Below are 25,954 nucleotides of genomic sequence, written 5' to 3' on the forward strand. Positions count from 1 at the left end.
GTCGGAATTCCGCCCGGCCCGTCGGCCCCTTGCCAGCCACCGTCGCAACCCCGGCGCAATGCACTGATCCTCAAGGACTTTCTGGCACAACCCGGCGGGCATCGTTCTTGCTTGTTCGCCAGCGCCTGCCCAGCTCCAACGCCTGTGCAGGTCGTTTCCCATGCCCGGCCGCCCCACCCTGCGTCTGCTTCTGGTCGCCGCCCTGCTCGTCGCGGCCCTGGCCACCGTCGCGCTCCATGCCCTGGGCTGGCAGGCACAGCTGGCGGCGGCGGTGATCGTCGCGCCCCTCCTCGGTGTCGTCCTGGCCCGTCATCTCGCCCGGCCCATGGCGCGTCTCGCGCAGGCCCTGCGGCACCTGCCGGCCAGCGGCTTCCGCGGCGCCTTCGCACCCCTGCCCCGCTGCGGGCCACGGGAGTGGGAGACCCTCCAGCGCAGCGTGGCGGCGCTGGCGCGGGACGTGGCACGCCACCTCGGTGAGCGCGATGCCCAAATCGCGGAGCTGCGCCGGCAGCTCGCGGAGGCCACCCGCAACCTGGAACAGGCCAACCAGGAACTGGCCGCGCGCCGCTTCCTCGACGACCTGACCCAGCTTCCCAACCGTCGCGCCCTCTGGAAACGGCTGTCCGAGCTGGAACGCGCCCCACCCGAAAGCTATCTGCCGGTCCAGGTGCTGCTGTGCCGCCTGCACAACCGGGAAGCCATCATGCAGCGTCATGGTCCCCAGCTTGTGGACGCCGTGCTGGCCCAGGTGGCTGCGCGGCTGAAACGGGAAACCCGGGCGGACGACTTCGTGGCGCGCCTGGGCGAAGACGAATTCCTGCTGCTGCTGCGGCGCTGCCCGACCGCGGTGGCCGAAGAACGGGCGCAGGCCATACGCGCCGCCATCCTCGCCCAACCCCTGCGCGTGGCGGGCCAGACCATCCCGCTCGATCTCGGCATCGGGCTCGCGGAAGGGGACCGCCACCTCTCCCGCCCCGTCTTCTCCCGGCTGCTGCAGGCGGCTGGCCGGGCGGCTGACGCCGGGATCCACCGCCGTGCCCGTTCCTGAGTCCAACGCCAGCGTCGGTTCGTGGCCCCTTCTGGCGTGAACGATCGTTCGATATACTGGGGTGGATTCCCGTCTCAGGAACGATGCCGTGCACGCACCCGCCTCTCCCCACGAAGCTGCCCCTTTCCAGCCTGAAACCGCCAGCGCCATGGAAGGGTTCATCGCCCGCCTGGCACGCAAATACCGGGGACGCATCACCGGCCGCCTGTCCCTGCCGGCGCGCCCGGCACGCCTCGCCGATTTCCCGCCGGAACTGGACCCGCGCCTGGCCGCCGCCCTGGTGGCGCGGGGCATCCGGCAGCTCTACAGCCACCAGCGCGAAGCCTGGGATCACGTGGCCGCCGGCCGGCACACGGTGGTGGTGACCCCCACGGCCTCCGGCAAGACCCTCTGCTACAACCTGCCCGTGCTCGACGCCGCGCTCAGGACCGGCGCCAGGGCGCTCTATCTTTTTCCCACCAAGGCGCTGGCCCAGGACCAGGTGGCGGAACTCCTGGAGCTCAACGAGGCGGGCGGGCTGGGCGTGCGCGCCTACACCTTCGACGGCGACACGCCGGGGGATGCCCGAAAGGCCGTGCGCACCCGGGGCGACATCGTGGTCACCAATCCCGACATGCTGCACCAGGGCATCCTGCCCCATCACACCAAATGGGCCCAGTTCTTCGAAAGCCTCCGGTATGTGGTGATCGACGAGATGCACATCTACCGGGGCGTGTTCGGCTCCCATGTGGCCAACGTGATCCGGCGGCTGCTGCGGGTCTGCCGCTTTTATGGGGTGGAGCCGGTATTCATCCTGGCCTCGGCCACGCTGGCCAATCCCCGCGAGTTGGCCGAGACCCTGATCGGCGCGCCGGTGGCGGCAGTGACGGAAAGCGGCGCGCCCCAGGGGGAAAAGCACATCCTGTTGTGGAACCCGCCGGTGATCAACCCGGATCTGGGCATCCGGGCCTCCAGCCGCTCCCAGAGCACGCGCATCGCCCGCCTGGCGGTGAAGGCCGGCTTCAAGACCATCGTCTTCGCCAACACCCGGCTCATGGTGGAGGTGCTCACCAAATACCTGAAGGACGTGTTCGACCACGATCCGCGCAAGCCGGCCCGCGTCACCGCCTACCGTGGCGGCTACCTGCCCACGGAACGGCGCGCGGCGGAAAAGGACCTGCGCGCCGGCAGGATCGACTGCGTGATCGCCACCTCCGCCCTGGAGCTGGGGGTGGACATCGGCGCCCTGGACGTGTGCGTGCTGAACGGCTATCCCGGCACCATCGCCGCCACCTGGCAGCGCCTGGGACGCGCCGGCCGGCGCCAGCGGACCGCCCTCGGCGTGCTGGTGGCGGGCAGCGATCCCCTCGACCAGTACGTGGTGCGCCACCCGGAGTTCTTCTTCGGGCAGTCGCCGGAACATGCGCGCATCGACCCGGACCAGTTGCTCATCCTCATGGACCACGTGCGCTGCGCCGCCTTCGAGCTGCCCTTCGTCATGGGCGAGCGCTTCGGCCGGGAAAGGCTGGAAGACCTGCTCGCCTATCTGGAGGAACAGGGCGTGCTGCACAGGGAGGGCGGCCAGTGGCACTGGATGGCCGAGGGCTACCCTGCCAACAGCGTCTCCCTGCGCAGCGTGGCGGAGGGCAACTTCGTGGTGATCGATACCACGGACGGCAGACAGGATGTGATCGCGGAAGTGGATTATTCCTCGGCGGCCCTCACCCTGTACGAGGGGGCCATCTACATGGTGCAGGCGGTGCCCTACCAGGTGGAGCGCCTGGACTGGACCGGCCGCAAGGCCTTCGTCACCCGCACCCGGGCCGACTACTACACGGATGCCATCGACTACACCAGGCTCAAGGTGCTGGAAGCCTTCGAACAGGCGGACGCCGCCACCCGGGGCGAGGTGCATCTGGTGCGACGGGTGGCCGGCTACAAGAAGATCCGCTACTACACCCACGAGAACGTGGGCTACGGCAACGTGAACCTGCCGGATCAGGAAATGCACACCACGGCGGTGTGGTGGACCCTGGAGCCGGCGCGCCTGGCGGCCACCTTCCCCAGCCGCTGGCAGGCCCTGGACGGCTTCCTCGGCGCCGCCTACGCCATGCACCACGTGGCGGCGCTGCTCACCATGGCCGAGCCGCGGGACCTGGGGCGGGCCGTGGGCGATGCGGGCAGCACCTGGTTCGCCACCGTCGGTGCCGACGGCCGCGGCGCACCCAAGGCGTTCGACGGCGGGGATGTGGATCTCGACCGCATGGCGCGCGAATTCCGTCCCACGGTGTTCCTCTACGACAACTACCCGGGAGGCATCGGCCTGTCCACGCCGCTGTTCGACCTGCGGCGGCAAGTGGTGACCCGCGCCCACGCGCTGGTGGGCGCCTGCGAGTGCGCCCACGGCTGCCCGGCCTGCATCGGGCCGATTCTCGCCTCGGAGGAAGAGCGCGGGTTCTCACCCAAGCGCGCGGCGCTCGCGGTGCTCGAACTGTTCGGTGCAGACAGCCACCATGAGCCTGCGTGACCGCCTGCTGAAGCTCCAGGCCCAGCGCGGGCTGCAGCCGGTCGCGCCGCCGCAGCCGGGCGTGGCCGAGCGCCTGGCGCGCCTCACCCGCACCCATGCACGCCCCACCGAGCAGGAGGTGGCAAATGCCCTCGGCGGCGAACGCCTGGCCGCGGGTCTGATCGTGGTGGAACGCAGCCTGCCTCTTGCGTCCCGCCACGGCGCCACGCCCCTGGGGGACATCCTGGACGCGCCGCTGGACCTCCTCCACGGCTGCCCGGCCCGTCCCCACGAGCTCTTGTTCCTCGACACCGAAACCACGGGTCTGGCGGGCGGCACCGGCACCCTGCCCTTCCTCCTGGGGCTTGCCCGCATCGAGCACGACACCCTGCGCCTGCGCCAGTTTTTCCTGACGGGCTTTGCGGGCGAACGGGCCCTGCTCCACGAAGCCCTGCCCTGGTACCGTGAAGCCGCGCACCTGGTCAGCTTCAACGGCAAGCGCTTCGACCTGCCACTGCTCACCGCCCGCTACCGCCTGGCACGGCTGGCCGACCCGTTCGGCTCCCACGGCCACCTGGACCTGCTTTATCCCACCCGCACGGCCTTCGCCAGCCGCTGGCCCGACTGCCGGCTCCAGACGGCGGAACAGCGGCTGCTCGATTTCCACCGCACGGACGATCTGCCGGGCCACCTGGTGCCCCAGGTCTGGTTCGACTTCGTGCGGGCCGGGCATGTCACCCAAGTGCCGGGCATCCTGGCGCACAACCGCTGGGATCTGGTGAGTCTGGTGGCCCTGGCCGCCCGGCTGGCGGCGCTGTTCGCCTGCCCCCGGCATCCCGACGCCGACGTGCTGGCCATCGCCCGCCTCCTCCGCCGCCGGGGCGAGGACGATACCGCCCACGCCCATCTCCTGGGGCGGCAAACCGAGCTCACAATCAACGGCCAGTTGGAACTCGCGGCCCTGTACCGGCGCCGTGGGGACTGGCTGCGCGCCGTGGCGATCTGGGAGCGTCTGGCCGCCGCGGGCTGTGGGGAAGCCCTGGAGCGGCTGGCCAAGTATCACGAGCACATCAGCCGGGACTTTGCGCAGGCCCTCTATCACGCCCGGGCGCTCGCGGCGCGCCGGCCGGACGACCCAAACGTGGCGCGGCGGCTTGCCCGTCTTGCGCGCCGCCTTAACGCCGATCAGCCTCGGGTGTCTTCGTCCAGGGTCCAGTAGCGCAGGAACACTCTCCCGCCGCGCCGAATCTTTTCCGGGCCCCGGTTGGCGCCCGCGATGATACGGCCCAGGACCTCGTCGTTCATGAGCTGGCGGCCTTCCCGGAAGGGAATGGTGGACAGCTCGATGCTCCAGGGATGGGCGCCGTCGCGGCGGCCGAAGGAAAGCTCGAAATCCAGCACTGCGATAAGCTGTTCCCGGGTGAAGTTCTTCAGTTCCGCGAGCACGGCCAGGTTCTCCGCGCGCTGGGTCATGCCGTAGCGGTCGCGCACGTAGGCGAAATACGGCCCCACCACGAGGAGATAACCGCGGCATTCGTCACCGTGGGCCACGCCCACCTCCACGTCGTGGAAACGCAGGCCCACCACCCCGCCCCCGGGGCCGGCGAGTCGCTCCCACACGGCGGTTTGCCGCCCGTCCAGGCAGAACTCGTGCAACAGCTCGCGCTCCGGCTGCAGGCGGCGCAGGAAGGGCTGCCCCCGTTGGGGCAGATAGTCCAGCTGGCGGCGCCGGTGCAGCACGTCCCCGGCGGCAATGCACGCCCCCGCCACCCCGCCCTGGTGGGCCAGCACCATGAGCTCTTCGTCGCTGAACTGTTCCCAGGACGTGCGCCCGGAAAAATCCGGCCGGTCCGCGGGAATGTCGATCATGGCGTGCAGGCGCGTGGTCTGCAGCCACAGGCTGCGCGTGTCGGCCGCGCGCTTGCGCCAGGCCCCCACGTAGGCTGCGGGAACGTCGGTGTTGTTGGGCGGCAGTTGGACGGCCATGGCATCAGGACAGGGCAAAAGCCAATACTACCGGCATCACCGCCAGGGACGCCAGATTGCCCAGCAAAACGATGGAGGCCACCTTTTGCGGCTCCTGCCGGTACTGCTCTGCCATGAGGTAGTTCAGCACCGCCGGCGGCAGCGCGCCGAACACCAGCAGGATGGACTGCTGCACGGGGGCAAGGTCGAGCAGCGGTGCGACCAGCAACACCATGACGATCCCCGTCGCCGGCGAGACGATGCCGCTCCAGGCGCCGATGTGCCAGTCCTTGAACGACACCCGGTTCAGGCGCACGCCGAGCGCGAACAGCAGCATGGGAATGGAGGCGTCGCCCACCATTTTGATCGCGGTGTACAGCGGCTGGGGCACGGTCGTCCCGGACAGGCTGACCGCCACCCCCAGCACGGTCGCCGCCATCACCGGCGTCTTCACTAGCTGCAGCGGATGCAGGCGGTGGGCCAGCAGATAGGGGCCCAGGGAGAAGTGCAGGATCATCTCCACCAGGAACAGGATGATCGCGGCGGGCAGCGCCTCCTCGCCGAAAGCGAGCACGATGAGCGGGATACCCATGTTCCCCGAGTTGTTGAACATCATGGGCGGCACGAAGGTCTTCCCGTCCACCCCCAGCAGGCGCGCCACCGGCCAGGCGAGCAATCCCGAACCCAGGATCACCGCCACGCCGCCCAGGGCCAGCGGCCAGTAATGGGCGAAGTCGAAGGACTTGGACGCCAGCGCCGCGAACACCAGCGCCGGCACCAGCACGTCCATGCTGATCTGGTTGGTGACCTGGATGTCCGGGCGCTTGACGCGCCCGTACCACCAGCCGAGAGCGATGACGGCAAAGACGGGAAAGACGATGGAAAAGATGCGCAACCCCAGCATCCCGCCCATTGTACGGGACGCCGGGGACTGTGCGGCCGCCTATTTCAGGCGCTGGATTCCCAGGGCCTTGAGCATGTATTTCTCGTAGATGGGCTCGGAGTTGCCGGTCTTCATCTTGCGCAGGAAATACTTCTCGAAGGCGGCCTTGGCCAGATGCACCCATTTGCCCTTCTTGGCCCAGGTCACATTGCGCGGCGGGATCTGGGGAATGGCCACGAAGGCCGCACCCGTGTCGCCCATGTCGGCCAGGCAGATGGTGCTCCAGGTGCCGGTGTGGGTGGGCGGCAGACCGGCCAGTTCGTCGGCGATGTTGTGCGCGATGGCGGACACCATGGACTCGATCATGTAGCCGGTCTTCGGGGTGCCGGTGGGCACCGGCGTGGTCTCCACCGGGGCAATGGCGATGCCCACGCCCGCGGCGTAAATATTGGGATATTTCGGGCTGCGCTGTTGCTCGTCCACGATCACGAAACCCGCCGGATTGCACAGGCCCTCCACCGCGGCCACCGCGTCCACGCCGCGGAAGGCGGGCAGCATCATGGCGTATTTGAAGTCCAGCACCTGCTCGCGGATCTTCTCGCCCAGGTCGTTGTATTCCTCGATATGCATGCGCTGGGGCTCCACCGCCGTGACCTTGGCGTTGGTGATCCACTTGATGTGACGCTGGCGCATTTCCGCTTCCAGCAGTCCCTTGGAATCGCCCACCCCGCCCAGGCCCATGTGGCCGACGTAGGGCTCGGGGGTGACATAGGTGATGGGCACCTTGTGGCGCAGCTTGCGCCGGCGCAGGTCGGTCTCCAGCGCCATGGCGTATTCGTAGGCCGGCCCGAAGCAGGACGCCCCGGGCAGCGCGCCGACGATGACCGGGCCCGGATCCTCCAGAAAGGCCCGGTAGGCGTCATAGGCCCGCTGCGCGTGGGCCAGGGTGCACACCGACTGGGTGTGGCCGCCCTCGGGACCGGCGCCCGGGACCAGCTCGAAGGCCAGACGCGGCCCCGTGGTGAGCACCAGATAGTCGTAATCCACCGTGCTGCCGTCGGCCAGCGTCAACCGCTGGGCCGCGGGGTCGATGTGCTCCACGCGCCGGGCGATGAAGTCGATGCCCTTTTTCTCCAGATAGGGGCGCAGGGGAAAGCTCACCTGACTGCCGTCCCGCCAGCCCAGGGCCACCCAGGGGTTGGAGGGCACGAACTGGAAGTGCTCATGGGTGTTGATGAGGGTGACGCGATGCTGCTTGCCCAGCAGCGCGCGGATCTCGTAGGCGGCCGGCGTGCCGCCGGTGCCGGCGCCGATGATGACGATATGGGCCATTTGGGTTTCCTTTTTCGGATGCAAGGGATCGTTGGATATGCCCCACCCCTCCGGTGCGGGCCTGCCGCGCCGTTTCGGGCAGAGATCGACGGGGTCAGTTGATGAAATGCCGCAGGTAGAGGAACAGGGCCAGCCCCAGCAGCGGCCAGGCGGCGGGCGCGCCCAGCGCCAGCCGCAGCAGCGGATGCCGGGGCACGAAGCCCACACCGTGCACGAAGCCGGCGCACAGCCCCCACATCACCAGCATCAAGACGCCGTGGGGCAATGCCGCGCCGTCGCGGGTGAGTGCCGCCGGATACACCGTGACCAGCACCATCACCGTCAGGGCCGCCAGCAGCGAGCCCAGTCGCGCCAGCCCGCCGTACCAGAAGCGCGTGTCCATGCCGCTCAGGCCTGCCGGTAGGGACGTAGGTAGAGCCATTCGAAGAAGCGCTTCGCCCAGTGGAACAGGCGGCGGGGCGGCAGCAGCAGGGCGTGCTTCTCGTCGCGATAGACCAGGATGCCCGGGTCCAGGGTATCGACGATGCAGATGAGCTCGGGCTTGAAGCGCACCGTGGGCGGCCGGCCGTCGAGGGCGGCGAGCAGGTTTTCCACCGCGGTCTTCGCCTGCAGATCGGCCATGTGCGCCTGCTTGGGCAACCAGTCCGGCCCCGGATAGCTGCCGGCATCACCGGCCACGAAGACCTTGTCCGCGCCCTCGACACGACAGTGGGCGTCGGCTTTGAAGAAGCCGCCTTCCGAGAGGGCAAGCCCCGACTCGGTCGCCCAGGCGGGGCCGGTCATGCCGGGCATGAACAGGATCAGGTCGGCCGCGATGTCACCGCCTTCGGTCTTCACCCGGCCCGCCTCGAAGCCGAGGATTTTGTGGCCCAGATGGGTGACGATGCCGCGCTTTTCCATCTGCCGCAGCAGGCCCGCCACGGCCTTTTCGCCCAGGCGCTTGCCCGGCTCCCGGGCGGCATTGAAGAAGACCAGGCGGAAGCGGTCACGCCGGCCCTGGCGGCGCAACAGGGTGTCGATGCCGAACAGCAGTTCGAACATCGGGCCGCCGCGCATCGCCCCCTGCTCTTTGGGATGGGTGCCGAAGCCAAAGGCAATCGTGCCGCCGTCCAGGGCCTGCAGGCGGTCGCGGATCGCCTCCGCCGCGGCCACGCCTTCACAAACGGTCAGCGCGTGCTCGATGCCGGGCAGACGCTTCAGAAAGCGGCCCCCGCTGGCAATGAGCAGGGCGTCGTTGGCCACCTCGCCGCGATCCGTGATCACCCGCCGCCCGCCCTCCGCCAGGGCGGTCACCCGCCCCGCATGGAAGCACACCCGGTTGCGGTCGAGGAAGGCCTGCACGTCGATGCGCAGATCCTCCCCCTTGCGCAGACCGGCGGGCACCCAGATCAGGCTCGGGTAATAGAGCAGTCGGGGCTCGGGCGCGATGAGGGTGAGCTCCGCGTCGGGCGCGCGCCGCCGCAGCTCGCGCACCGCCGTCAGCGCGGCGAAGCCGCTGCCGATGATGCTGATGCGCCGGCTCATTGCTCGGCCTTGCGCCGTTCCTCTTCCAGGGCGCACTCCCTGGCATCACACATCATGGCGCTGATGGCCGCCAGCAGCACGGCCATGGTGACGCCGAGTATCCAGGCGAAATACCACATGGCGTTCTCCTTTGCTCAATAGACCGACTTGTCGTTGGCCCTGATGTAATCGGTGGTCACCTTGCCCCACATCACCCGGTAGGCCCAGGTGGTGTAGAACACGATCAGGGGCATGAACACCACCGTCGCACCCAGCATCAGCCCGAGGGTGAGGGGCGAGGACACGCTGTCCCACACGGTGAGGCTGGAGCGCGGGTCCAGGGAGGAGGGCATGACGAAGGGGAACATGGACACCCCGGCAGTACCGATGATGGCGGCACAGGTCACGCTGGAGGCCACGAAGGCCAGTCCCGGCCGGTTGCGCCAGGCAAACAAGAGGCCCAGGGCACCTGCGACGAAGGCGGTCAGAGGCACGAGGCGGGTCCAGGGATACTGTCCGTAATTGGCGAGCCAGGCTCCGGTTTCCCGCGCCACCGTCTTGTTGAGGGGATCGGGCATGGCATTGGGATCCACCGTGCTGGTGATGACATAACCGTCGAGGCCCTTCATCACCCACCAGCCGGCCAGGGCGAAGCTGACGAGGGTGAGCGCGCCGAACATCAGGCTCGCGGCGCGAGTGCGGCGGTAGATGTCGCCCTCGCTGCGCATCATCAGGTAGTTGGCGCCCTGGAAGGTGAGCATGGACAGACTCACCACGCCGGCCAGCAGCCCGAAGGGATTGAGCAGCTGCCAGAAGGTCCCGGTGTAGGTGGACACCAGGCTGTCGTCGAAGCGGAAGGGCACGCCCTGCAGCAGGTTGCCAAAGGCCACGCCGAAGATGATGGGCGGCACCGCTCCGCCCACGAACAGGCCCCAGTCCCAGGTGGCGCGCCAGGTGGGGTTCTGGATCTTGGAACGGTAGTCGAAGCCCACCGGCCGGAAGAACAGCGCCCAGAGGGCCGCCATCATCGCCCAGTAGAAGCCGGAGAAGGCGGTGGCATACACCAGCGGCCAGGCGGCAAAGATGGCGCCGCCGGCGGTGATGAACCACACCTGGTTGCCGTCCCAGTGGGGCGCCACCGTGTTGATCACCGCGCGCCGTTCCAGATCGTTCCTGCCCACGAAGGGCAGCAGCGTCCCCACGCCCATGTCGTGACCATCCATGATGGCGAAGCCCACCAGGAGCACCCCCACCAGCAGCCACCAGATCAGTTTCAGGGTTGCGTATTCCAGCATGGTTCTCTCCTCAGACCTTGGCCGCGGGCGCGTTGGCAGCGAGCGCACCGCCGCCGGTTTTTTCATGGTGATACTTGCCCAGCCCCAGGCTGGAGGGCCCGAGCCGCGCGTACTTCACCATCAGATAGAGCTCGATCACCAAAAGCAGGGTGTAGAAGCCGATGAAGCCGGCCAGCGAGCCGTAAAGGGCGCCCGGCGTGAGGTTGGATACGGACAGGTGGGTGGGCAGGACGCCGTAGATGGTCCACGGCTGGCGCCCGTATTCCGCGACGAACCAGCCCAGCTCGGCGGCGATCCAGGGCATGGGAATGAACCACAGCGCCCACTTGAGCAGCCAGGTCTTGCTGATAAAGGTACCCTTGATGGAGTAGAACAGCGCCAGGGTAAACAGCACGAGGAAGGCAAAACCCAGCGCCACCATCAGGCGGAAGCTCCAGAACAGGGGCGCGACACGGGGGATGGTGTCGTTGACCGCCTGTTCGATCATCTGCGGCGTGGCCTTGGATACGTCCGGCGTGTATTTCTTGAGCAGGAGCCCGAAGCCCAAATCGTCCTTGTGCGCCTCGAACAGGGCCAGCGCCTCCTGGTCGTTCCGGTCGCGCCGCAGCCGCTCCAGCGCCCCCACCGCGACGATGCCGCGCTCGATGCGCCTCCTGTTCTTCTCCTTGATCTCGTCGATGCCCGGCAGGGTCTGGGTGACCGAGCGCGTGCCGATCAGGCCAAGCAGATAGGGAATCTTGATCTCGTAGTGGTTGCGCTGGGCTTCCTGGTCGGGCAGCGCGAACAGCACGAAGGGCGCCGGCGCGGGCTCGGTCTTCCACATGGCCTCGATGGCGGCCATCTTCGTCTGCTGCGCCTCGCCCACGGTGTAGCCGGATTCGTCGCCAAGCACGATCACCGACAGCGCGGAGGCGAAGCCGAAACCGGCGGCGATGCGGAAGGAGCGGCGCGCGAATTCCAGGTCGCGGCCCTTGAGCAGATACCAGCTGGAGATGCCCAGCACGAACAGCGATGCGGTGACGTAGCCGGCGGAAACCGTATGCACGAACTTGGCCTGGGCATCCGGATTGAACACGATCGCCCAGAAGTTGGTCATCTCCATGCGCATGGTGGTGAAGGAGAACTCCGCCCCCACCGGGTTCTGCATCCAGCCGTTGGCGATCAGGATCCAAAGCGCGGAGAGATTGGAGCCCACCGCCATCAGCACCGTCACCAGGAAGTGCTGCCACTTGTTGAGGCGGTCCCAGCCAAAGAAGAACAGGCCGATGAAGGTGGATTCGAGGAAGAAGGCCATCAGCCCCTCGATGGCCAGCGGCGCGCCAAAGATGTCGCCCACGTAGTGGGAGTAGTAGGCCCAGTTGGTGCCAAACTGGAATTCCATGGTGATGCCCGTGGTGACGCCAAGGGCGAAGTTGATGCCGAACAGCTTGCCCCAGAACTTCACCATGTCCTTGTACACCGGCCGCCCGGTGATGACGTAGGTGAGCTCCATGATCACCAGGATGAACGCCAGCCCCAGGGTGAGGGGCACGAACAGGAAGTGGTAGAGCGCCGTGACAGCGAACTGCAGGCGCGACAGATCGACGAGTTGCTCGGTCAGCATGGATGCTCCTTATTGCGCAGACTGGACGGTGAGATGGCGGGCGACGGCCTCGGCGCCGGGCTGCGGCGGGCCACCGCTGAAAAACGCCCAATAGAGTCCGGCGATGAAGGCAAGCTTCACCACCAGGGCGACGGCGATTTCCAGAACCAGCGGATTGCGGGGAATCTTCATGGGCACCTCCTTCGCGGGGACTGACATTGCAAAGACCGTGCCATGTCTGGCAACGGTCACGGGCGAAGTATAGAGTTGCGTGAAATCAGCGGCTTGCGACTTATCGCCGCAGGCAGGAGAAGAGCGGACTGCCTTTTTTGGCAGCCTTCGGCTTTACAACTGCCTTATTTGACAGTAAGGTGGCCGCATGCGCCCGCTGCACGAACTCATCAGTTTTCTGGAAACCCAGCCCGATCCCCAGATCGTGATGGACGCGGACTACCGCATCGTGGCGGCCAACGCGGCCTATCGCCGCCAGTTCGGACAGGGCGAGGTGGTGGGCAAGACCTGCTATGCGGTATCCCACGGCTACAGCAGACCGTGCGACGAGTGCGGCGAGTCCTGTCCCCTGGCTGCCAGCCGCGCCACCGGCGAGCCGGTGCGGGTGCTGCACCTGCATCACACACCCCGGGGCGAGGAACACGTGGATGTCCTGCTCACACCGGTTCGGGACGCGCGCGGCCACATCACCCATTTCGTGGAGCGCATGCAAGTGGTGCGCGAGGCGAGCAGCCTGCCGGCGCAACGCGGCCTGGTGGGCAAGTCGCCGGCCTTCAACCGCATGCTGGAGCTGGTGCGGCGGGTGGCGCCCTCGGACACCACCGCCCTGCTGCTGGGGGAATCGGGCACCGGCAAGGAACTGGTGGCCCAGGCCATCCACGAACAGAGTCCTCGTCGCAACGGCCCCTTCGTGGTGGTGGAATGTTCGGGTCTCACCGAGACCCTGTTCGAGAGCGAACTGTTCGGCTACGAGAAGGGCGCCTTCACCGGCGCCAGCCAGCGCAAGATCGGCCTCGTGGAAGCCGCTGCCGGCGGCACCCTGTTCCTGGACGAGGTGGGCGACATTCCCCTTGCGCTACAGGTCAAGCTGCTCAGGCTGCTGGAGACCGGCACCTTCCGGCGTGTGGGCGGTGTCGAAACCCTGCGTGCCGATTTCCGTCTGGTGGCCGCCACCCACCGGGAACTCAAGGCCATGGTGGAGCGTGGTGCCTTCCGCACCGATCTCTACTACCGCCTGAGCGTCTTCCCCATCGTGCTGCCGCCCCTGCGGGAACGGCGCGGGGACATCCTGCTCCTCGCCGAGACACTGGCCGCGCGTCTCGCCCCGGGGCGCAGGCTCAACATGAGCCCCGGTTTCCGTGAACGGCTGCTCGCCCACGACTTTCCGGGCAATGTGCGCGAGCTGCGCAACATCATGGAACGTGCCCTGCTCATGGCCGACGGCGACACCCTGTTGCCGGAACACCTGCCGCCGGAGGTGGGTGCCCATCCACCACCGGCACCGCTGGTGGACGAGATCGTGCCCCTCGCCACGGCAGAACTGCGCTATCTGCAATGGGCGCTGGCGCACCATGACGGCGACCGGAAATCCCTGGCGCGGAAACTCGGGATCAGCGAGCGCACGCTCTATCGCAAGCTGGCAGGGTAAGGCTTGCTCAGCGGAAGTCCCGCGAGCGCGCCTCCAGCTGCCCCAGCAGCTCGCTGTAATCCACCAGCCTTCCCGCAATCAGATGCACCACCTCCCCCTGCCGTTCCAGCCGGCCGTGGACGGCGAGCAGGCTCGACTGCATGAGCTCGCGCCGCTGCCTTTCCGCCACGGTTTTCCACACCACCACGTTCACGTGGCCGGTTTCGTCTTCCAGGGTGAGGAAGATCACGCCGCTGGCGGTGTCCGGCCGCTGGCGGTTGATGACCAGTCCCACGGCGCGCGCGAGCCTGCCGTCCGGCAGACGGCGAATCTGTTCCGCGGTGAGCATGCGCCGGCCGTCGAAGAAAGGCCGCAGCAGGGCCAGGGGATGGCGGCCCAGGGTGAGGCCGAGGCTTCCGTAGTCGGCCACCAGGTCCTCGGCCTCGCTGGGCGGCGGAAAGGCCACCGGCGCTTCCGCCCGGCCCACGTCGCGAAACAGGGGCGGCCGCTCCTCGATGCCGGCCACGGCCCACAAGACCTGGCGGCGATGGCCGCCGAGGGCCGCCAGCGCCCCGGCGGCGGCCAGGGCATGGAGATCGCGCCGGTCGAGACGCGCGCGTTGGGCCAGATCCTCCACATCGGTGAAGGGGGCGGCGGCGCGCGCGGCCACGATGCGTTCCGCCCCGGCGCGGGACAGGCCCTGCACCATGCGCAGCCCCAGGCGCAGGGCGGGGGCCTCTCCCGCCTCCATCGAGGGGGAAGGGGGTTCCAGCGAGCAATCCCACCCGCTCACCGTCACGTCCACCGGTCGCACCTCGACGCCGTGCCGCCGCGCGTCCTGCACCAGCTGCGCCGGCGCGTAGAACCCCATGGGCTGGCTGTTGAGCAGGGCGCAGGTGAAGGCGGCCGGCTCATGGCACTTGAGCCAGGCGGAGACATACACCAATAATGCAAAACTCGCGGCATGGGATTCGGGAAAGCCATACTCCCCGAAGCCCAATATCTGCTGAAAGATCTGGCGCGCGAAGTCTTCCGTGTAGCCGCGCTTGCGCATGCCGCTGATGAGCTTTTCCTCGAAGTGGGCGAGCCCCCCGCGCCGCTTCCACGCCGCCATGGAGCGGCGCAGCTGGTCCGCCTCGCCCGGGGTGAAGCCGGCGGCGACCATGGCGATACTCATCACCTGTTCCTGGAAGATGGGCACGCCCAGGGTGCGCTCCAGTACGCCCTTCACCGCCTCCGAGGGATAGCTCACCGGCTCCAGTCCCTGGCGCCGGCGCAGATAGGGATGCACCATGCCCCCCTGGATGGGACCGGGCCGCACGATGGCGACTTCGATCACCAGGTCGTAGAAGCAGCGCGGCTTCATTCTTGGAAGCATCGCCATCTGCGCCCGGGATTCGATCTGGAACACGCCCATGGTGTCGGCGCGCTGGATCATGGCATAGACCTGGGGGTCTTCCGCCGGGATGTCGGCCAGGCGCAGGGGCCTGCCGTGCCAGGCGCTCGCCAGGTCCAGCGCGCGGCGGATGGCGGTGAGCATGCCCAGCGCCAGCACGTCGATCTTGAGCAGTCCCAGGGCATCGAGATCGTCCTTGTCCCATTGGATGACGGTGCGCTCGGGCATGGCCGCGTTCTCGATCGGCACCAGGCGCGAAAGAGCATCGCGGCTGATGACGAAGCCGCCCACGTGCTGGGAGAGATGGCGGGGGAAGCCCACCAGTTCGTTGACCAGGGCGATGAGCTGACGGATGCGGGGGTTGTCCGGGTCGAAGCCCGCTTCCTGCAGGCGCTCCGGCCGGACCTTTCTGCCATCCCACCAGCTCAGGCTCCTGGCGAGGCGGTCCACCTGGTCGAGGTTCAGCCCCAGGGCCTTGCCCACGTCGCGCATGGCGCTCCTGGGCCGGTAGGAGATCACCGCCGCCGCCAGCGCGGCGCGGCTGCGGCCGTATTTCTGGTAGAGATACTGGATGACCTCCTCGCGCCGCTCATGCTCGAAGTCCACGTCGATGTCCGGCGGCTCGTTGCGCTCGCGGGAAATGAATCGCTCGAACAGCATCTCCATGCGCGCGGGATCCACCTCGGTGATGCCCAGGGCGTAGCACACCGCGGAATTGGCCGCGCTGCCCCGCCCCTGGCACAGGATGCCGCGGCTCTTCGCGAACACGACGATGTCGTGCACGGTGAGGAAATAGGGTTCATAGGCGAGCTCGGCGATCAGGGCGAGCTCGTGCTCCACCAGGCGGCGCACCCTCTCCGGCACACCGTTTGGATAGCGTTGGCGCAGGCCCGCCTCCGTCAGCCGGCGCAGATGGCTGGTGGCCGTCTCCCCTGGCGGCACCAGCTCGCTGGGGTATTCGTAGCGCAGGCTGTCCAGGGAAAACCCGCAGCGCGCCGCCACGTGCAGCGTCTCCGCCAGCAGCGCCGGCGGATACAGCTTCGCCAGCCGCGCGCGGGAACGCAGATGACGCTCGCCGTTGGGGAAGAGGGCGAAGCCGGCTTGCCTCACCGGCACGCCGAGACGAATCGCGGTGAGGGTGTCCTGCAGGACACGGCGACTGCGCACGTGCATGTGCACATCGCCCGCCGCCACCAGGGGCACGCCGCAGGTCTGGGCAAGCTGCTCTGCCTGCTGCAGGCGCTGAGCGTCATCGGCGCCGAGCAGACGCTCGTAGGCGATCCAGCAGGCATTGGGAAAACGTTCCGCCAGCCAGCGTACATCCTGCGGCCCGGTGTTTCCATCCGGCAGCAGCAGGGCAAGGCAATCGCCCAGCCCCTGTTCCAGATCGGCACGGTGCAGGACATAGCCGCCCTTCGCCGCTGCCCGACGTCCCTGGGTGATGAGCTGGGAGAGATTGCCGTAGCCCTCGCGGCTGGTGGCGAGCAAGACCAGGCGCAAACCGTCTTCGAGCCTGATTTCGCTGCCGACGATGAGCCTGAGTCCCACCGCCTTCGCCGCCACATGCGCCCGCACCACGCCGGCAAGGGAACATTCGTCGGTGAGCGCGAGCGCCGCGTAACCCAGCTCGTGGGCGCGCGCCACCAGCTCCTCCGGATGGGACGCCCCGCGCAGGAAGGTGAAGTTGCTCACACAATGGAGCTCGGCGTAGCCAGGCAGGGTCATCGCAAAACGGGCTGTTTGCTTTCAAGGGGGGAAACGACGGGCGCAGGGATTTGGGTTTCCCGGGAGGGCCGTGTGCGCCCTTCACGCTTTCGTCCCGGGGGCCTCCGTGTTTCCCGTGGGCTGCCCTGCCCTCCGGGCCTCACGCAAAAATCCCCTGCAGGAACCAGCGCTCCGCCTCCGCTGCTTCCCGGTACACCCAGTAGCGCGCCCCGCCGGGGGCTTGCGCCACGAAGTAGTCCCGTGCCACGGCCTGTCCATCCCACCAGCCGGTTTCGATGCGTTCCGGACCCGTCTCGAGACGCAGCGGTGCGCCCAGGCAGGGCACGCCGTGGCGGCAGGCCAGCGGCCGGGGCCGGGGCAGCAGCCACAGGGGACGGGAGGACCGGCCCGCTCCCCGGGTGGCGCCGGGCTCGCCCACCTGCATCGCCCGCTCGGGTCGATGGTCGGCCACGCATGCCAGGCCATACACCCGGCCCTCCCCCAGCCGCGCGCGCAGCCGCTCGATCAGGGCCTCGGTGTGTTCCGCCTCGTTTTGGGCCGTGGGAAACAGTTCGAGATTGCGCGGCCGGCTGGGCAGGAGCTGGGCTGCCTCCAGCACGATCTCCCGCACCGGCTGCGCCAGGGTCAGCCGCTCCAGACGCTCGCGCAGCAGTTCCAGCAGATGCCGGGCATCGTGACGCGCCCGGACCAGTCCCACCGTCACCCGTGTGGGCGGTGCCTCCCCGTGCAGGAGATCGAGCCGGAACTGCTGCACACCTGCACCGCGCCCACGCAGGAAACCCTCCAGCTCGTTCAGGAGGCGGCGCGCGGCGAACAGCAGGGCATCGGCGGCATGCACTTCCGCCGGCAGCTCCAGCCGGGCGGCGAACTGGGGCGGCGGCGTAAACCACACACGCGGGTCGGGCACGCGGCCCAGGGCGGCATCCAGTTCCTCCAAGAGCGCCGCCCCGAAACGCCGCTCTATTCCCGCCCGCGGCAGGGCCAGGCACTCGCCCAGCGTGGTCAGCCCCAGGGCCGCCAGCAGATCGGCGTGGGGACGCGCCGCCTCCGCCAGCAGCAGGGGCAGGGGCGCCAGGGCCTGGGCGAGCCGTGTGGAATCGGGAACCACCCCGCAGGCGCCGGCGCGGGCCAGCCAGCTCGCCGCCCGGGGAGTGGGTGCCACGGCACAGCGGGCGTGGTAACCCAAGGCGCGGACTTCCCGCTCCACCCGCTCCCGCAGCTTTTCCGCGCCGCCGAAAAGCCGGAGGGAACCCGCGACCTCCAGCAGCACGCCATCGTCCTCCAGGCTGACGTGGGGGGTGAACTGGCCCGCCCAGGCGGCCAGCCCCGCGACAGCCGCCGCTTCCCGCCGGGGGTCGCGCCGGAACACCGCCAGCTCCCGGGCCAGGGCCCGCGCCGCCTCCACCGTCATGCCCGGCCGCACCCCCAGCTTCTCCGCGGCGCGACTGGCCATCACCACCCGCCCCCGGCCGCCCGCCTCCGCCACCAGCGCCGGGCCCCAGGCCGCCAGCCCGCGGGTGAAGACCTCGAGGGAAAGACGGGGCAGATGCAACGCCAGCCACAGCATGATGCGCGAAGAAAAAAGCGCCGGGATCAGACGTGTCGGCAATGGCTCCCTCCCCCTCGATGGGGGAGGGCTGGGGTGGGGGTGAAGGCGGCATGGTTCGCCCCCTCTCCCCCACCCTCTCCCACGAGGGGAGAGGGAGCAGAAAAACGCAGCCGGAAGGGAATCGTCGCCGCGGCACCGCGGCGCTTGAGGATGCGGATCGAGAGCGCATCTTCCTGCGGCGCAAGCGCCACGCGCAGGGCGGCAGGCGAGGCTTCGCCCGCCACGCGCAGGGGACGATAGAGAAAGCCCGCCGCCCCGCCCGCTTCGGCCGCGAGCTGCAGGCGGCGCGCCGCGCGGGCATCGAGCTCGCCAGGCCAGAACAGCACCGCACCCATGCTGCCCGCGCGCAGGGCCTGCTCCGCCGCCCAGAGATCATCGCGGGGGGAAACCGCGCCGATGACGAGCAGGCGCGCCAGATCGATGCCCGCCGCCGCCAGGGCCGGCGCATAGGGCAGATGGGGCGGCGCCACCCAGGCCACCCAGCGCCCCGCGCCGGTGAGCCGCGCCAGCGCCGGCAGCAGCAGACGCAGTTCACCGATGCCCTCCCGCTCGTGGAGCAGCTCGGTGAGCGCCCCCACCGGCCAGCCGCCGCCCGGCAGTTCCCGGTCCAGCGCCTCGAAGCCGCTGGCCAGGCTGGGCTGGGCCACCTGCGCAAGCTGGTCGCCGCGCCAGAGGGCCGGATGCTGCAGGAGGGTGTCGAGGGAGGAAGCCGCCATGCCCCCAGCTTATCGAACGATCGTTCGATGGTCAAGGCAACCCTCAAGCCCCACCGCCCCCGGCCGTAAAATGCGGAAACTTCCCGCCCCCCCGGCGGGTCGCTGCTTCAGGGAAACAGGAGAGGGGAACGATGCGCTTTCCGGTGGATCCGCTGCCTCCCATCGGGGTGACGGAAGACGCCTACGAAATCCAGGAAACCGCCGGCATCCGGCCGTTGCGGCCGGTAGGCCCGCCTTTGAGCCAGCAGCGCCTGCTGGCGCGCCGTCCCCGCCCCCTGGCGGCGCCGCCCGCTCCACCCCGGCCGGCGCCCCCGCCGGTGGAGCGCCGCAGCGGCGAGGACCGGCGCAAGGGCGACCGTCGGGTGGCCAACCTCCCGGTCCTCATCGACACCCGCTCAGGCGTGGACCGCCGCCGCGCCAAACGGCGGGCGACCGATCCCACCACCCGCATCGACGAAAAGGCATAGCCCCGCGGCTGCCCCCAGCGCATGTCCTCCGCCAAGAAACTGCTCACCCTGGTGGAATTCATGGGCCATGCCCGGCTGCCCAACCTGTACCGGGAGCTGGGCTTCGAGGTCACCACGGAATTCCAGGCGCGCAAGGCCGTCTCCCTGGTGCGCCGGCTCAGGCCCGACGTGATCGTGGCGGATTTCTATTTCCAGGCGGACTTCCGTGACCGCCTGAGCAATCTCGAATCCCTGCTGGCCACCGCCCAGCCCCTTCCCGACACGAAAATCCTGGTGCTCTACGAACCGGCCAGCCAGGCCGCCCTGGACAAGGTGCGCGCCCGTCTGCGCATCGACGAGGCGCTGACGATACCGGTGCAGGAGGACGCGCTGCGCAGCGTATTGCGTGGCTGGCGCTGAACCGCCGCAGGGTGCAGGCTGCAGGCCGCGCACCGGTCTTCAGGCGGGAACCGTGGCGCGCACCAGGACAAACAGCGCAGCCGCGGCAAGCAGATGCCACAGGAAATGAGTGCCCATGGGCAGGCTCTCGCACAGGGGCCAATCCAGCAGGCGGGCGGCGATGGCCGCCGCAAACAGGAAGGCGGCCTGCGCGAAGGCACGTCCTTCGCGCCGTCCCAGGGTGGCAAGCCACGCACTCATGGCGAACAGGGCCACGAGTCCCGGCAGGTAAAAGCCCACGCCGTTGAGCAGATCCGGGGGCAGCAGCGGGGCAAGCGCGGCTTCCACCGTGAGAAAGGCCGCAAACAGTGCCGCGGCCCGCGGCCGGGTGAGGTGTGCCACGTGGCGCAGAAACACCCACAGGTACGCCCCCATGAAGAGGGCGATGGGCAGCACGTCGAACCACAGGGCCCAGGGTTGGGCGATGGCATGCCAGAGCACGCTGCCTGCGCCGATGAGGACCACGAGCCCAACGAGCAGCCGCGTGGCTGTGCCGCCCTGCCCGGCCGGCGAACGCCACAGCAGCCAGGCGGCGAGGAAGAACGCCAGGTTGCTGAGGGTGTTCACCGGCTCGCCCAGGAGGCGGGGCTGGCTGCGTTCGCAATACTGGGGCAGATAATCGAACATGGCGCGCTGCTGCCGTTCAGCGCAAATCCGCGCTCTCCACCCTCACGCCATGGACCGTACCGCAGATGCCCGTGACACCCCCGCCGCAGGGGAAGGGCGTGTACGCCACCCGCACGGGCACCTGGCGGAAGAACCCCGCAAGCAGCACGTCCCGGTAGGCGCCGCTGGCGTAGAGGTTGAGTTTCTCGCGTTGCGCGAGAAAACGCGCGCCGTCGGCCTTCACCTCCACCAGATCCAGCCTGCCAATGAAGTCGTCCCCCCAGGCGGCGCATGCCACCGCCAGCAATAGCGCCGCCAGCACGCCCTGTCTCGTTCGCATTGCCGTCTCCTTCAGCTTTGTCGCGGCTTCATCACAAGATAGACACCCAGTGCCACCAGGGCAATGCCGGCGACCTTCACCGCGCCGAGGGGCTCGTCGAAGAGCAGCCAGGCTTCCAGCGCCGTGGCGGGCGCGAAACAAGTCAAGCTAGTTGCCGCCTGATTCATGCAACAAACTGCCCTGTATCTTCGGCATGTACGTGGCCGCGCACGACGGCATCGCGCTCCGGATTGAGCGTGACCGCACCGCTGGAAGCTCGATTCGCTGGCGATATAGATCCCTTCGTCGGCGAGCGTCGGCACGATGCGCGCGGGGGGTTGGTCGGCGAAACGCGCCTCGTTGGCCACCGCCAGGATGCGGGCGCGCTCCTCTTCGGTGAGCGCATGGGCGGGTGTCGGGCGCTTGGCCATGGGCCGGCGATCGCCGACGCGCAGGCCGTCCTCGGCCTTCCAGCGTTGCAGGGTGCGCACGGTGATGCCAGCAACCTCGCATGCCGGGCGCAGGCGCGCCCCCGCGGCATGTGCGGTGTCGATGTGGCGGACGATTGTTTGGCGATCTTCCCGGCCGATCATGCGTCCTCGTCCTTGTCCTTTGGAAAGATCGCCTCGAGCTTTTTTGACAGCACCAGCAGCGCGGCGGCTTCGGCCAAGGCCTTCTCTTTGCGGCGCAGGTCGCGCTCGAGTTCCTTGATACGTCGCCGGTCGGCCTTCTTGTCGCGGAGGCCGAGCCGCGCGGTGTCCTCGGGGTCGGCCAGCGCTTGTGTCGCCGCTGCACGCCATTGCTCGAGTTCCTGCGGATACACGCCGTTCTCGCGGCACCAGGCGCTCTTGCTGGCTTCATCCATTGCGGCGGTGACCAACACGGCCTCGAATCGGGCCGGCCCTGTCCAGGCCCGCGTGCGAGCGGGCTTGGACAGGGCATCCGCGCGCCACCTCTCCAGCGTCGCCGTTGAAAGACTCAGTTCGCGGGAAACCGTCTCCACCGATGCGCTCTCCGGGGGCAACAACCGTGCTACCGCTTTGTCCTTGAATGCTTGTCCGTATCTGGCCACTTTGTTCTTCCCTTATCGCCCTCAGGTTTCAGATTCTATCGAGGCGACAACTATTCTGACTCAGAGGGCCGGAAAAGGAGCAAGCCTATGAGGCGCGGCTGGGTGGTGGGGGTGGTGCTGGGGTGCCTGGCGGGCTGTTCCGTGCCCGATGACGAGGTGGCGGTGCCGGTGTCGGCGATCAACTACACGGAGGGGGATTTGAACAGTTTTCTGTTCATCCACCCGGAAACAAGGGTGCCTGCGGGCGGCCCCAGTCTTGGGCCCTACGAGGCGGGGGGCACGATGTGCTGCTACGAGCTGCCCAGGCAGTGGCGGCCGGGGATCAAGGTGCGGCTGCGGTGGGACTGGTGGACGGGCTCGGAGGTCAACCGGGAATATCGCGAGCGGGAGTTTGGGCTGCCGCCTTATGCGGGGGGCCGGGTGGGGATGCTGTGGGCGGTGTTTTACGGGGGTGATGATGTGGAGGTGGTGGTGAGTGATGTGGACCCGGGGCATGTGGACTGGCCGGGACGGCTCAAGCACTGGCCCCAGCCCAGCCTCGCCTACAGGCGCAAGCTGTGGCAGCAGGAGATGGACCGGCTGAAACGGGATCTGGCGGATTTCGAAAGCGGGGCGCGCGGCCTGACGGAGGAAGAAATACGGGAGGCGTGGGAGGGTGACCAGAAACGGCGCCCCGATACGCTGCACGGTTTCACGGGCCCGGGTGATCCCGCGTACGCCGCGAAGCTGAAGCGCGATTTCGCGACGGCAGCCGAGCGGACCCGGCAGTGGATCAAGCGGCTGGAGGAGAAGCGGCCATGAGAGCGACACTGGCGAAGCCCCTGCCCTTCAGCGCGGCGGAGCCCAGCTTGAAGGAGGTTTTCTTCACACAAGAGCAAAGGGACACAATCGCCGCCTTCGAACTGCGCGAGCACCCGCCTGTGTGTGATTTTCGGGAATCCTGCACGGAGAATCTGTTTTTGGGGTTTTTCTTCGACGGCACGCGCAACAACTATGCGGTGAGCGAGGAGAGGCAGGATCGCAGCCACAGCAATGTGGCCCGGCTGTTCGATGCCTATCCGGGCCGGACCATTGCGCCGCGGGAGCTGCTGCGGTTTGACATCCGCTGGCCCGACGGGGCGCGCTATCCCAACTTCTTCCGCGTCTATGTTCTCTGCCCGGGCTGTGGAACGACGTCTGCGACTGCATCGCCCGCCTGGTGGCGCAGGCCACACCCGTGACTGAACTGCCCCAATCGAAGAAGGAGCGCTTCCCATGTCCCGATGGCTCTGCTGGCTCGTCCTCTGCCTCCTCGGCCCCCTCGCCTGGGGCGCTGATGACATGACCGGCATGCGCACCGTCTGTTTTGGGCGCTTTCTCATCGACGTGCCCCAGGAGGCCGTGGTGAGCGGCCAAAGCTACGAGTACATGTTCGGAGAGATCCGAAGCGAGCGGCTGGGCGGTGGCCCCGCCCTGTTCGAGCAGCGCATGGCCGAGCGGGAGGCCAAGCTTCGGGCGGGCAAGCACGAAGAGAAATTTAGCCTAGTCGAATCCCGCCGTCCCTTTCCCCATGCGCGGGTGTTCAAGTTAAACAAGCCCCTTATCACGTTAACCACCTTCGGTTTCGAAGCCTACCGCCTGGACAAGGGCATGTTGTATTCCATGTCGGAGACGGCATTTGACGAATCCAAAATGACCCCGGTCATAACCCGCCTGGAAACCAAACTCCTCCCCAACCTGCGCTACCGCCTGCCGGAGGAAATCCCCACCGAGCCGGGCTTCTGCCTCGAGGAGGGCTTCATCGCCGATGCCGGCGATGAGTTCCACTACGAGCGGGCAGGCATCAGCTTCCGCATCCCCCGCTGGCCGGATGTGCTGATCTCGGTGGAAACCCTTACCAACCGCGACAAACTCAGCGAACCGCTGCTAACCCGCATCAGCAGGCCTTTCCCCGATTTCCTCGCCCAGGTCGCGTTGCAGCTGCGCGTGTTGCGCAAGGGTAACGGAACGTGGGACCCATTGCCGGGCAGGAGGTGCTCGACGCGCTGCCCAGCGGCAAAGGCTATGCGATCCACCATTTCGTCTGGGAAGCGGGCGGGGAACCCCGCTCGGTGTTGCGTCCTTCGATCAGCCTGGAATTTATGACCGGCGACGGACGCGAGACGGGCGAGCGTTATGTCCCCCCCTCCCTCACTGACGAGCAGGCCATCCGCCTGTTCGACGCCATCGTCAATTCCATCCGCCTGCGGCCCACGGGGCCCGGCAAGGGCGCGGCCGCCACCCCGCCGCCGCGCCTGCCCCTGGGCACCCGGGTCACCAGCCGCGCCCTCTGCCCCGAAAGCGGCCTGTGGCAGTGCCTGAACGAAGACGTCAGCCTCAACCCCCGCCGCCGCTTCATCCCCCGCGGCGCCCCCATGCCCTATGGCCTGGCCAGCCGCCCCGCGCCAGGGCTCAGGGGACTATTGGGCGGCACGGAAGACACCCCCGTCGAGGTCACCTGGCAGCTGGTGGACTACGGGGACGGCAGCAGCCAGCGTTGACATACCCCGTCTCTGCGTCGGGCCAGGGAGGAAGCACACACCCCTTGGGGTGCCGCCCTTGAGGCAGCCGGGACTGCCGCAATGCTTTCACCCCACGGACGGGATGGGCTACCATGGGGCGTTTGCCACCCGAGCCCGATACCATGCAGTCCGGACCCCGCGAGATCGTCACGCCTTTCCGCCCCATTCCCCTGGAAGTGCCGGAGGGAATGAAGCCCAACGAATTCTTCAACAGCACCGAGAATCTCAACGATCTGGTGCACAACAACGGCCTGCTCAGGAACCCGGAGGATCTGCTGCTCTACCGCAAGGCGCTGGGTCACAGCAACGTGTTCGATGCCTCGATCATCTACAACACGTCGCAGCGCATCCTCGATCCTTTGGGACGGCCGGTGCGCCGCACCCAGGTGCCGGACCCGGTGAAGCGTGTCTGGAACCGCATGAACCAGATTCTCATCGACTACATGCTGGAGCGCTATCCCGACCCGGCGCGGCACCTGGTGCTGGCGGGCGAGGCCAGCCTGGACGCCACCTGGCCCCTCACCTCGCCCGGGGTGCCTTCCATCCGCATGCTGCACAACCATTTCATCGTGTTCGACAAGCAGGCGCTGGAAGAAGCCCCGCTGGCCGATCCCGACAACCCCAATCTCACTGACGGCGGCCAGCATTCCCTGTTCCAGGCCTACATGCGGGAGGTGTACCGGTCCTTTTTCAGCGAGCTGGATTTCCACCTGCTCAAACCCTGCGAGGACAGCGCCTGCCGGCTCGCCCTGACCGGCTATCCCCAGGGCCTGCCCAGCTGGCAGGTGGTCGGCGGTGCTGCGGCGCTGCGCGAAGTGGCTTTCTGGAAGGACTACGACACCCTGCTCAAGGGCTTTCTTGACTTTTACCGCACCTTCTTCGGCCAGGTGTCCACGCGCAATTCGCCGCCCCCGCGCGACCTTTACTTCCCTGAGCTCGTGGAGGAGAAGCTGCTGTTCAACAACGACTTCCTGCGCACCGCCAAGATGGTGCGCGACCGCTGCATCCGCGATGCGAAATACGCCAACTCCATCCGCTGGCAGCCGGCGTTCAAGCAGCTCATCTACCGCAACGACGAGGGCGAGCTCATCGTCACCATCAGCCAGAACTCCATTGGCAATGCCATCACCGAGCTCCTGGGCGTGGTGGTGCGGAGGGTGCCGGACGCGGAAGCCTACGCCAGCTTCGAGCCGCGCCTGATCGAACAGCTCCTGGAAGTGCGCCGGCGCCTGGTGGAAGCCGACCTGGGCGAGCCCATCGCCACCCCCCACTGGGGCACGGACTGAGGCTTGGGCGACCCCACCGCCAGCAGGGCTGCTATATTGCCAACAGGC

Annotated in this window: 23 protein-coding genes and 2 pseudogenes; 10 read left to right on the forward strand and 15 right to left on the reverse strand. The window is 68.1% G+C overall.

Annotated elements, in window-relative coordinates:
• Positions 1-160: 160 nt before the first annotated feature.
• The 3 genes from ACZ42P_RS04115 to ACZ42P_RS04125 all read left to right on the forward strand — a co-directional run bounded on the left by ACZ42P_RS04115 (position 161) and on the right by ACZ42P_RS04125 (position 4,752).
• Positions 161-1,048: a GGDEF domain-containing protein gene (locus ACZ42P_RS04115; protein ID WP_464898829.1), complete on the forward strand. Its 888-nt coding sequence runs from the start codon at positions 161-163 to the stop codon at positions 1,046-1,048.
• An 88-nt stretch (positions 1,049-1,136) separates the two neighbouring features.
• Entirely contained in the window at positions 1,137-3,554 is a 2,418-nt protein-coding gene (locus ACZ42P_RS04120) for a DEAD/DEAH box helicase (protein ID WP_464898830.1), read from the forward strand.
• Positions 3,541-4,752 (forward strand): ribonuclease H-like domain-containing protein, encoded by a 1,212-nt coding sequence (locus ACZ42P_RS04125; protein ID WP_464898831.1) that lies wholly within the window; start codon positions 3,541-3,543, stop codon positions 4,750-4,752. The genes ACZ42P_RS04120 and ACZ42P_RS04125 overlap by 14 nt, the downstream gene beginning before the upstream one ends.
• On the opposite strand, the gene ACZ42P_RS04130 is transcribed toward ACZ42P_RS04125, so the two are convergent.
• The 9 genes from ACZ42P_RS04130 to cydP all read right to left on the reverse strand — a co-directional run bounded on the left by ACZ42P_RS04130 (position 4,719) and on the right by cydP (position 12,285).
• Complete coding sequence (locus ACZ42P_RS04130) at positions 4,719-5,519, reverse strand: hypothetical protein (RefSeq protein ID WP_464898832.1); 801 nt, start codon at positions 5,517-5,519, stop codon at positions 4,719-4,721. The two genes, ACZ42P_RS04125 and ACZ42P_RS04130, sit on opposite strands and share 34 nt — an antisense overlap.
• A gap of 4 nt (positions 5,520-5,523) precedes the next feature.
• The gene (locus tag ACZ42P_RS04135; RefSeq protein WP_464898833.1) at positions 5,524-6,411 is read right to left on the reverse strand and encodes an AEC family transporter; all 888 of its coding nucleotides are present in this window, start codon (positions 6,409-6,411) and stop codon (positions 5,524-5,526) included.
• A gap of 30 nt (positions 6,412-6,441) precedes the next feature.
• Positions 6,442-7,713, reverse strand: a complete 1,272-nt coding sequence (locus ACZ42P_RS04140; protein WP_464898834.1) for an NAD(P)/FAD-dependent oxidoreductase — start codon at positions 7,711-7,713, stop codon at positions 6,442-6,444.
• A 94-nt stretch (positions 7,714-7,807) separates the two neighbouring features.
• Positions 7,808-8,095, reverse strand: a complete 288-nt coding sequence (locus ACZ42P_RS04145; RefSeq protein WP_464898835.1) for a cyd operon YbgE family protein — start codon at positions 8,093-8,095, stop codon at positions 7,808-7,810.
• A gap of 5 nt (positions 8,096-8,100) precedes the next feature.
• A complete protein-coding gene (locus ACZ42P_RS04150; protein ID WP_464898836.1) occupies positions 8,101-9,237 on the reverse strand; it encodes an NAD(P)/FAD-dependent oxidoreductase in 1,137 nt (378 codons plus the stop codon).
• Positions 9,234-9,356 (reverse strand): cytochrome bd-I oxidase subunit CydX, encoded by a 123-nt coding sequence (cydX, locus tag ACZ42P_RS04155; RefSeq protein ID WP_464898837.1) that lies wholly within the window; start codon positions 9,354-9,356, stop codon positions 9,234-9,236. The genes ACZ42P_RS04150 and cydX overlap by 4 nt, the downstream gene beginning before the upstream one ends.
• 15 nt (positions 9,357-9,371) lie before the next feature.
• Positions 9,372-10,511 carry a cytochrome d ubiquinol oxidase subunit II gene (cydB, locus tag ACZ42P_RS04160; RefSeq protein ID WP_464898838.1) on the reverse strand — a complete coding sequence of 380 codons (1,140 nt, stop codon included), beginning with the start codon at positions 10,509-10,511 and terminating at the stop codon, positions 9,372-9,374.
• A gap of 10 nt (positions 10,512-10,521) precedes the next feature.
• Positions 10,522-12,114: a cytochrome ubiquinol oxidase subunit I gene (locus tag ACZ42P_RS04165; RefSeq protein WP_464898839.1), complete on the reverse strand. Its 1,593-nt coding sequence runs from the start codon at positions 12,112-12,114 to the stop codon at positions 10,522-10,524.
• Between the two features lie 9 nt (positions 12,115-12,123).
• Entirely contained in the window at positions 12,124-12,285 is a 162-nt protein-coding gene (gene cydP, locus ACZ42P_RS04170; protein ID WP_464898840.1) for a cytochrome oxidase putative small subunit CydP, read from the reverse strand.
• Between the two features lie 187 nt (positions 12,286-12,472).
• On the opposite strand from cydP, the gene ACZ42P_RS04175 reads away from it, so the two are divergent.
• Complete coding sequence (locus ACZ42P_RS04175) at positions 12,473-13,753, forward strand: sigma-54 interaction domain-containing protein (protein WP_464898841.1); 1,281 nt, start codon at positions 12,473-12,475, stop codon at positions 13,751-13,753.
• A 7-nt stretch (positions 13,754-13,760) separates the two neighbouring features.
• Here ACZ42P_RS04175 and ACZ42P_RS04180 read toward each other — a convergent pair whose 3' ends face one another.
• The 3 genes from ACZ42P_RS04180 to imuA form a co-directional block, all read right to left on the reverse strand.
• Positions 13,761-16,853, reverse strand: coding sequence for an error-prone DNA polymerase (locus ACZ42P_RS04180; RefSeq protein ID WP_464898842.1), 3,093 nt, complete (start codon positions 16,851-16,853; stop codon positions 13,761-13,763).
• A 139-nt stretch (positions 16,854-16,992) separates the two neighbouring features.
• Positions 16,993-18,462 carry a Y-family DNA polymerase gene (locus ACZ42P_RS04185; RefSeq protein WP_464898843.1) on the reverse strand — a complete coding sequence of 490 codons (1,470 nt, stop codon included), beginning with the start codon at positions 18,460-18,462 and terminating at the stop codon, positions 16,993-16,995.
• Positions 18,447-19,178 (reverse strand): translesion DNA synthesis-associated protein ImuA, encoded by a 732-nt coding sequence (gene imuA / locus ACZ42P_RS04190; protein ID WP_464898844.1) that lies wholly within the window; start codon positions 19,176-19,178, stop codon positions 18,447-18,449. Before imuA ends, ACZ42P_RS04185 begins: the two co-directional genes overlap by 16 nt.
• A gap of 131 nt (positions 19,179-19,309) precedes the next feature.
• Here imuA and ACZ42P_RS04195 point away from each other — a divergent pair, with 131 nt between their 5' ends.
• Both ACZ42P_RS04195 and ACZ42P_RS04200 read left to right on the forward strand, forming a co-directional pair.
• Positions 19,310-19,645 carry a hypothetical protein gene (locus tag ACZ42P_RS04195; RefSeq protein ID WP_464898845.1) on the forward strand — a complete coding sequence of 112 codons (336 nt, stop codon included), beginning with the start codon at positions 19,310-19,312 and terminating at the stop codon, positions 19,643-19,645.
• A 21-nt stretch (positions 19,646-19,666) separates the two neighbouring features.
• Positions 19,667-20,044 (forward strand): hypothetical protein, encoded by a 378-nt coding sequence (locus tag ACZ42P_RS04200; protein ID WP_464898846.1) that lies wholly within the window; start codon positions 19,667-19,669, stop codon positions 20,042-20,044.
• 39 nt (positions 20,045-20,083) lie between these two features.
• Here ACZ42P_RS04200 and ACZ42P_RS04205 read toward each other — a convergent pair whose 3' ends face one another.
• The 3 genes and pseudogenes from ACZ42P_RS04205 to ACZ42P_RS04215 form a co-directional block, all read right to left on the reverse strand.
• Entirely contained in the window at positions 20,084-20,710 is a 627-nt protein-coding gene (locus ACZ42P_RS04205) for a ceramidase domain-containing protein (protein WP_464898847.1), read from the reverse strand.
• A gap of 16 nt (positions 20,711-20,726) precedes the next feature.
• Positions 20,727-21,029: a hypothetical protein gene (locus tag ACZ42P_RS04210; RefSeq protein ID WP_464898848.1), complete on the reverse strand. Its 303-nt coding sequence runs from the start codon at positions 21,027-21,029 to the stop codon at positions 20,727-20,729.
• 188 nt (positions 21,030-21,217) lie between these two features.
• A pseudogene (locus ACZ42P_RS04215) lies at positions 21,218-22,080 on the reverse strand (transposase family protein); the annotation flags it as partial.
• Between the two features lie 87 nt (positions 22,081-22,167).
• On the opposite strand from ACZ42P_RS04215, the gene ACZ42P_RS04220 reads away from it, so the two are divergent.
• The 4 genes and pseudogenes from ACZ42P_RS04220 to ACZ42P_RS04235 all read left to right on the forward strand — a co-directional run bounded on the left by ACZ42P_RS04220 (position 22,168) and on the right by ACZ42P_RS04235 (position 25,906).
• A complete protein-coding gene (locus tag ACZ42P_RS04220; protein WP_464898849.1) occupies positions 22,168-22,881 on the forward strand; it encodes a DUF3304 domain-containing protein in 714 nt (237 codons plus the stop codon).
• Entirely contained in the window at positions 22,878-23,300 is a 423-nt protein-coding gene (locus ACZ42P_RS04225; protein WP_464898850.1) for a hypothetical protein, read from the forward strand. Before ACZ42P_RS04220 ends, ACZ42P_RS04225 begins: the two co-directional genes overlap by 4 nt.
• Before the next feature lie 109 nt (positions 23,301-23,409).
• A pseudogene (locus tag ACZ42P_RS04230) lies at positions 23,410-24,599 on the forward strand (T6SS immunity protein Tli4 family protein).
• A 143-nt stretch (positions 24,600-24,742) separates the two neighbouring features.
• A complete protein-coding gene (locus ACZ42P_RS04235; protein WP_464898851.1) occupies positions 24,743-25,906 on the forward strand; it encodes a hypothetical protein in 1,164 nt (387 codons plus the stop codon).
• Positions 25,907-25,954: the final 48 nt, after the last annotated feature.

The sequence above is a fragment of the Thiobacter subterraneus genome (assembly GCF_055379455.1).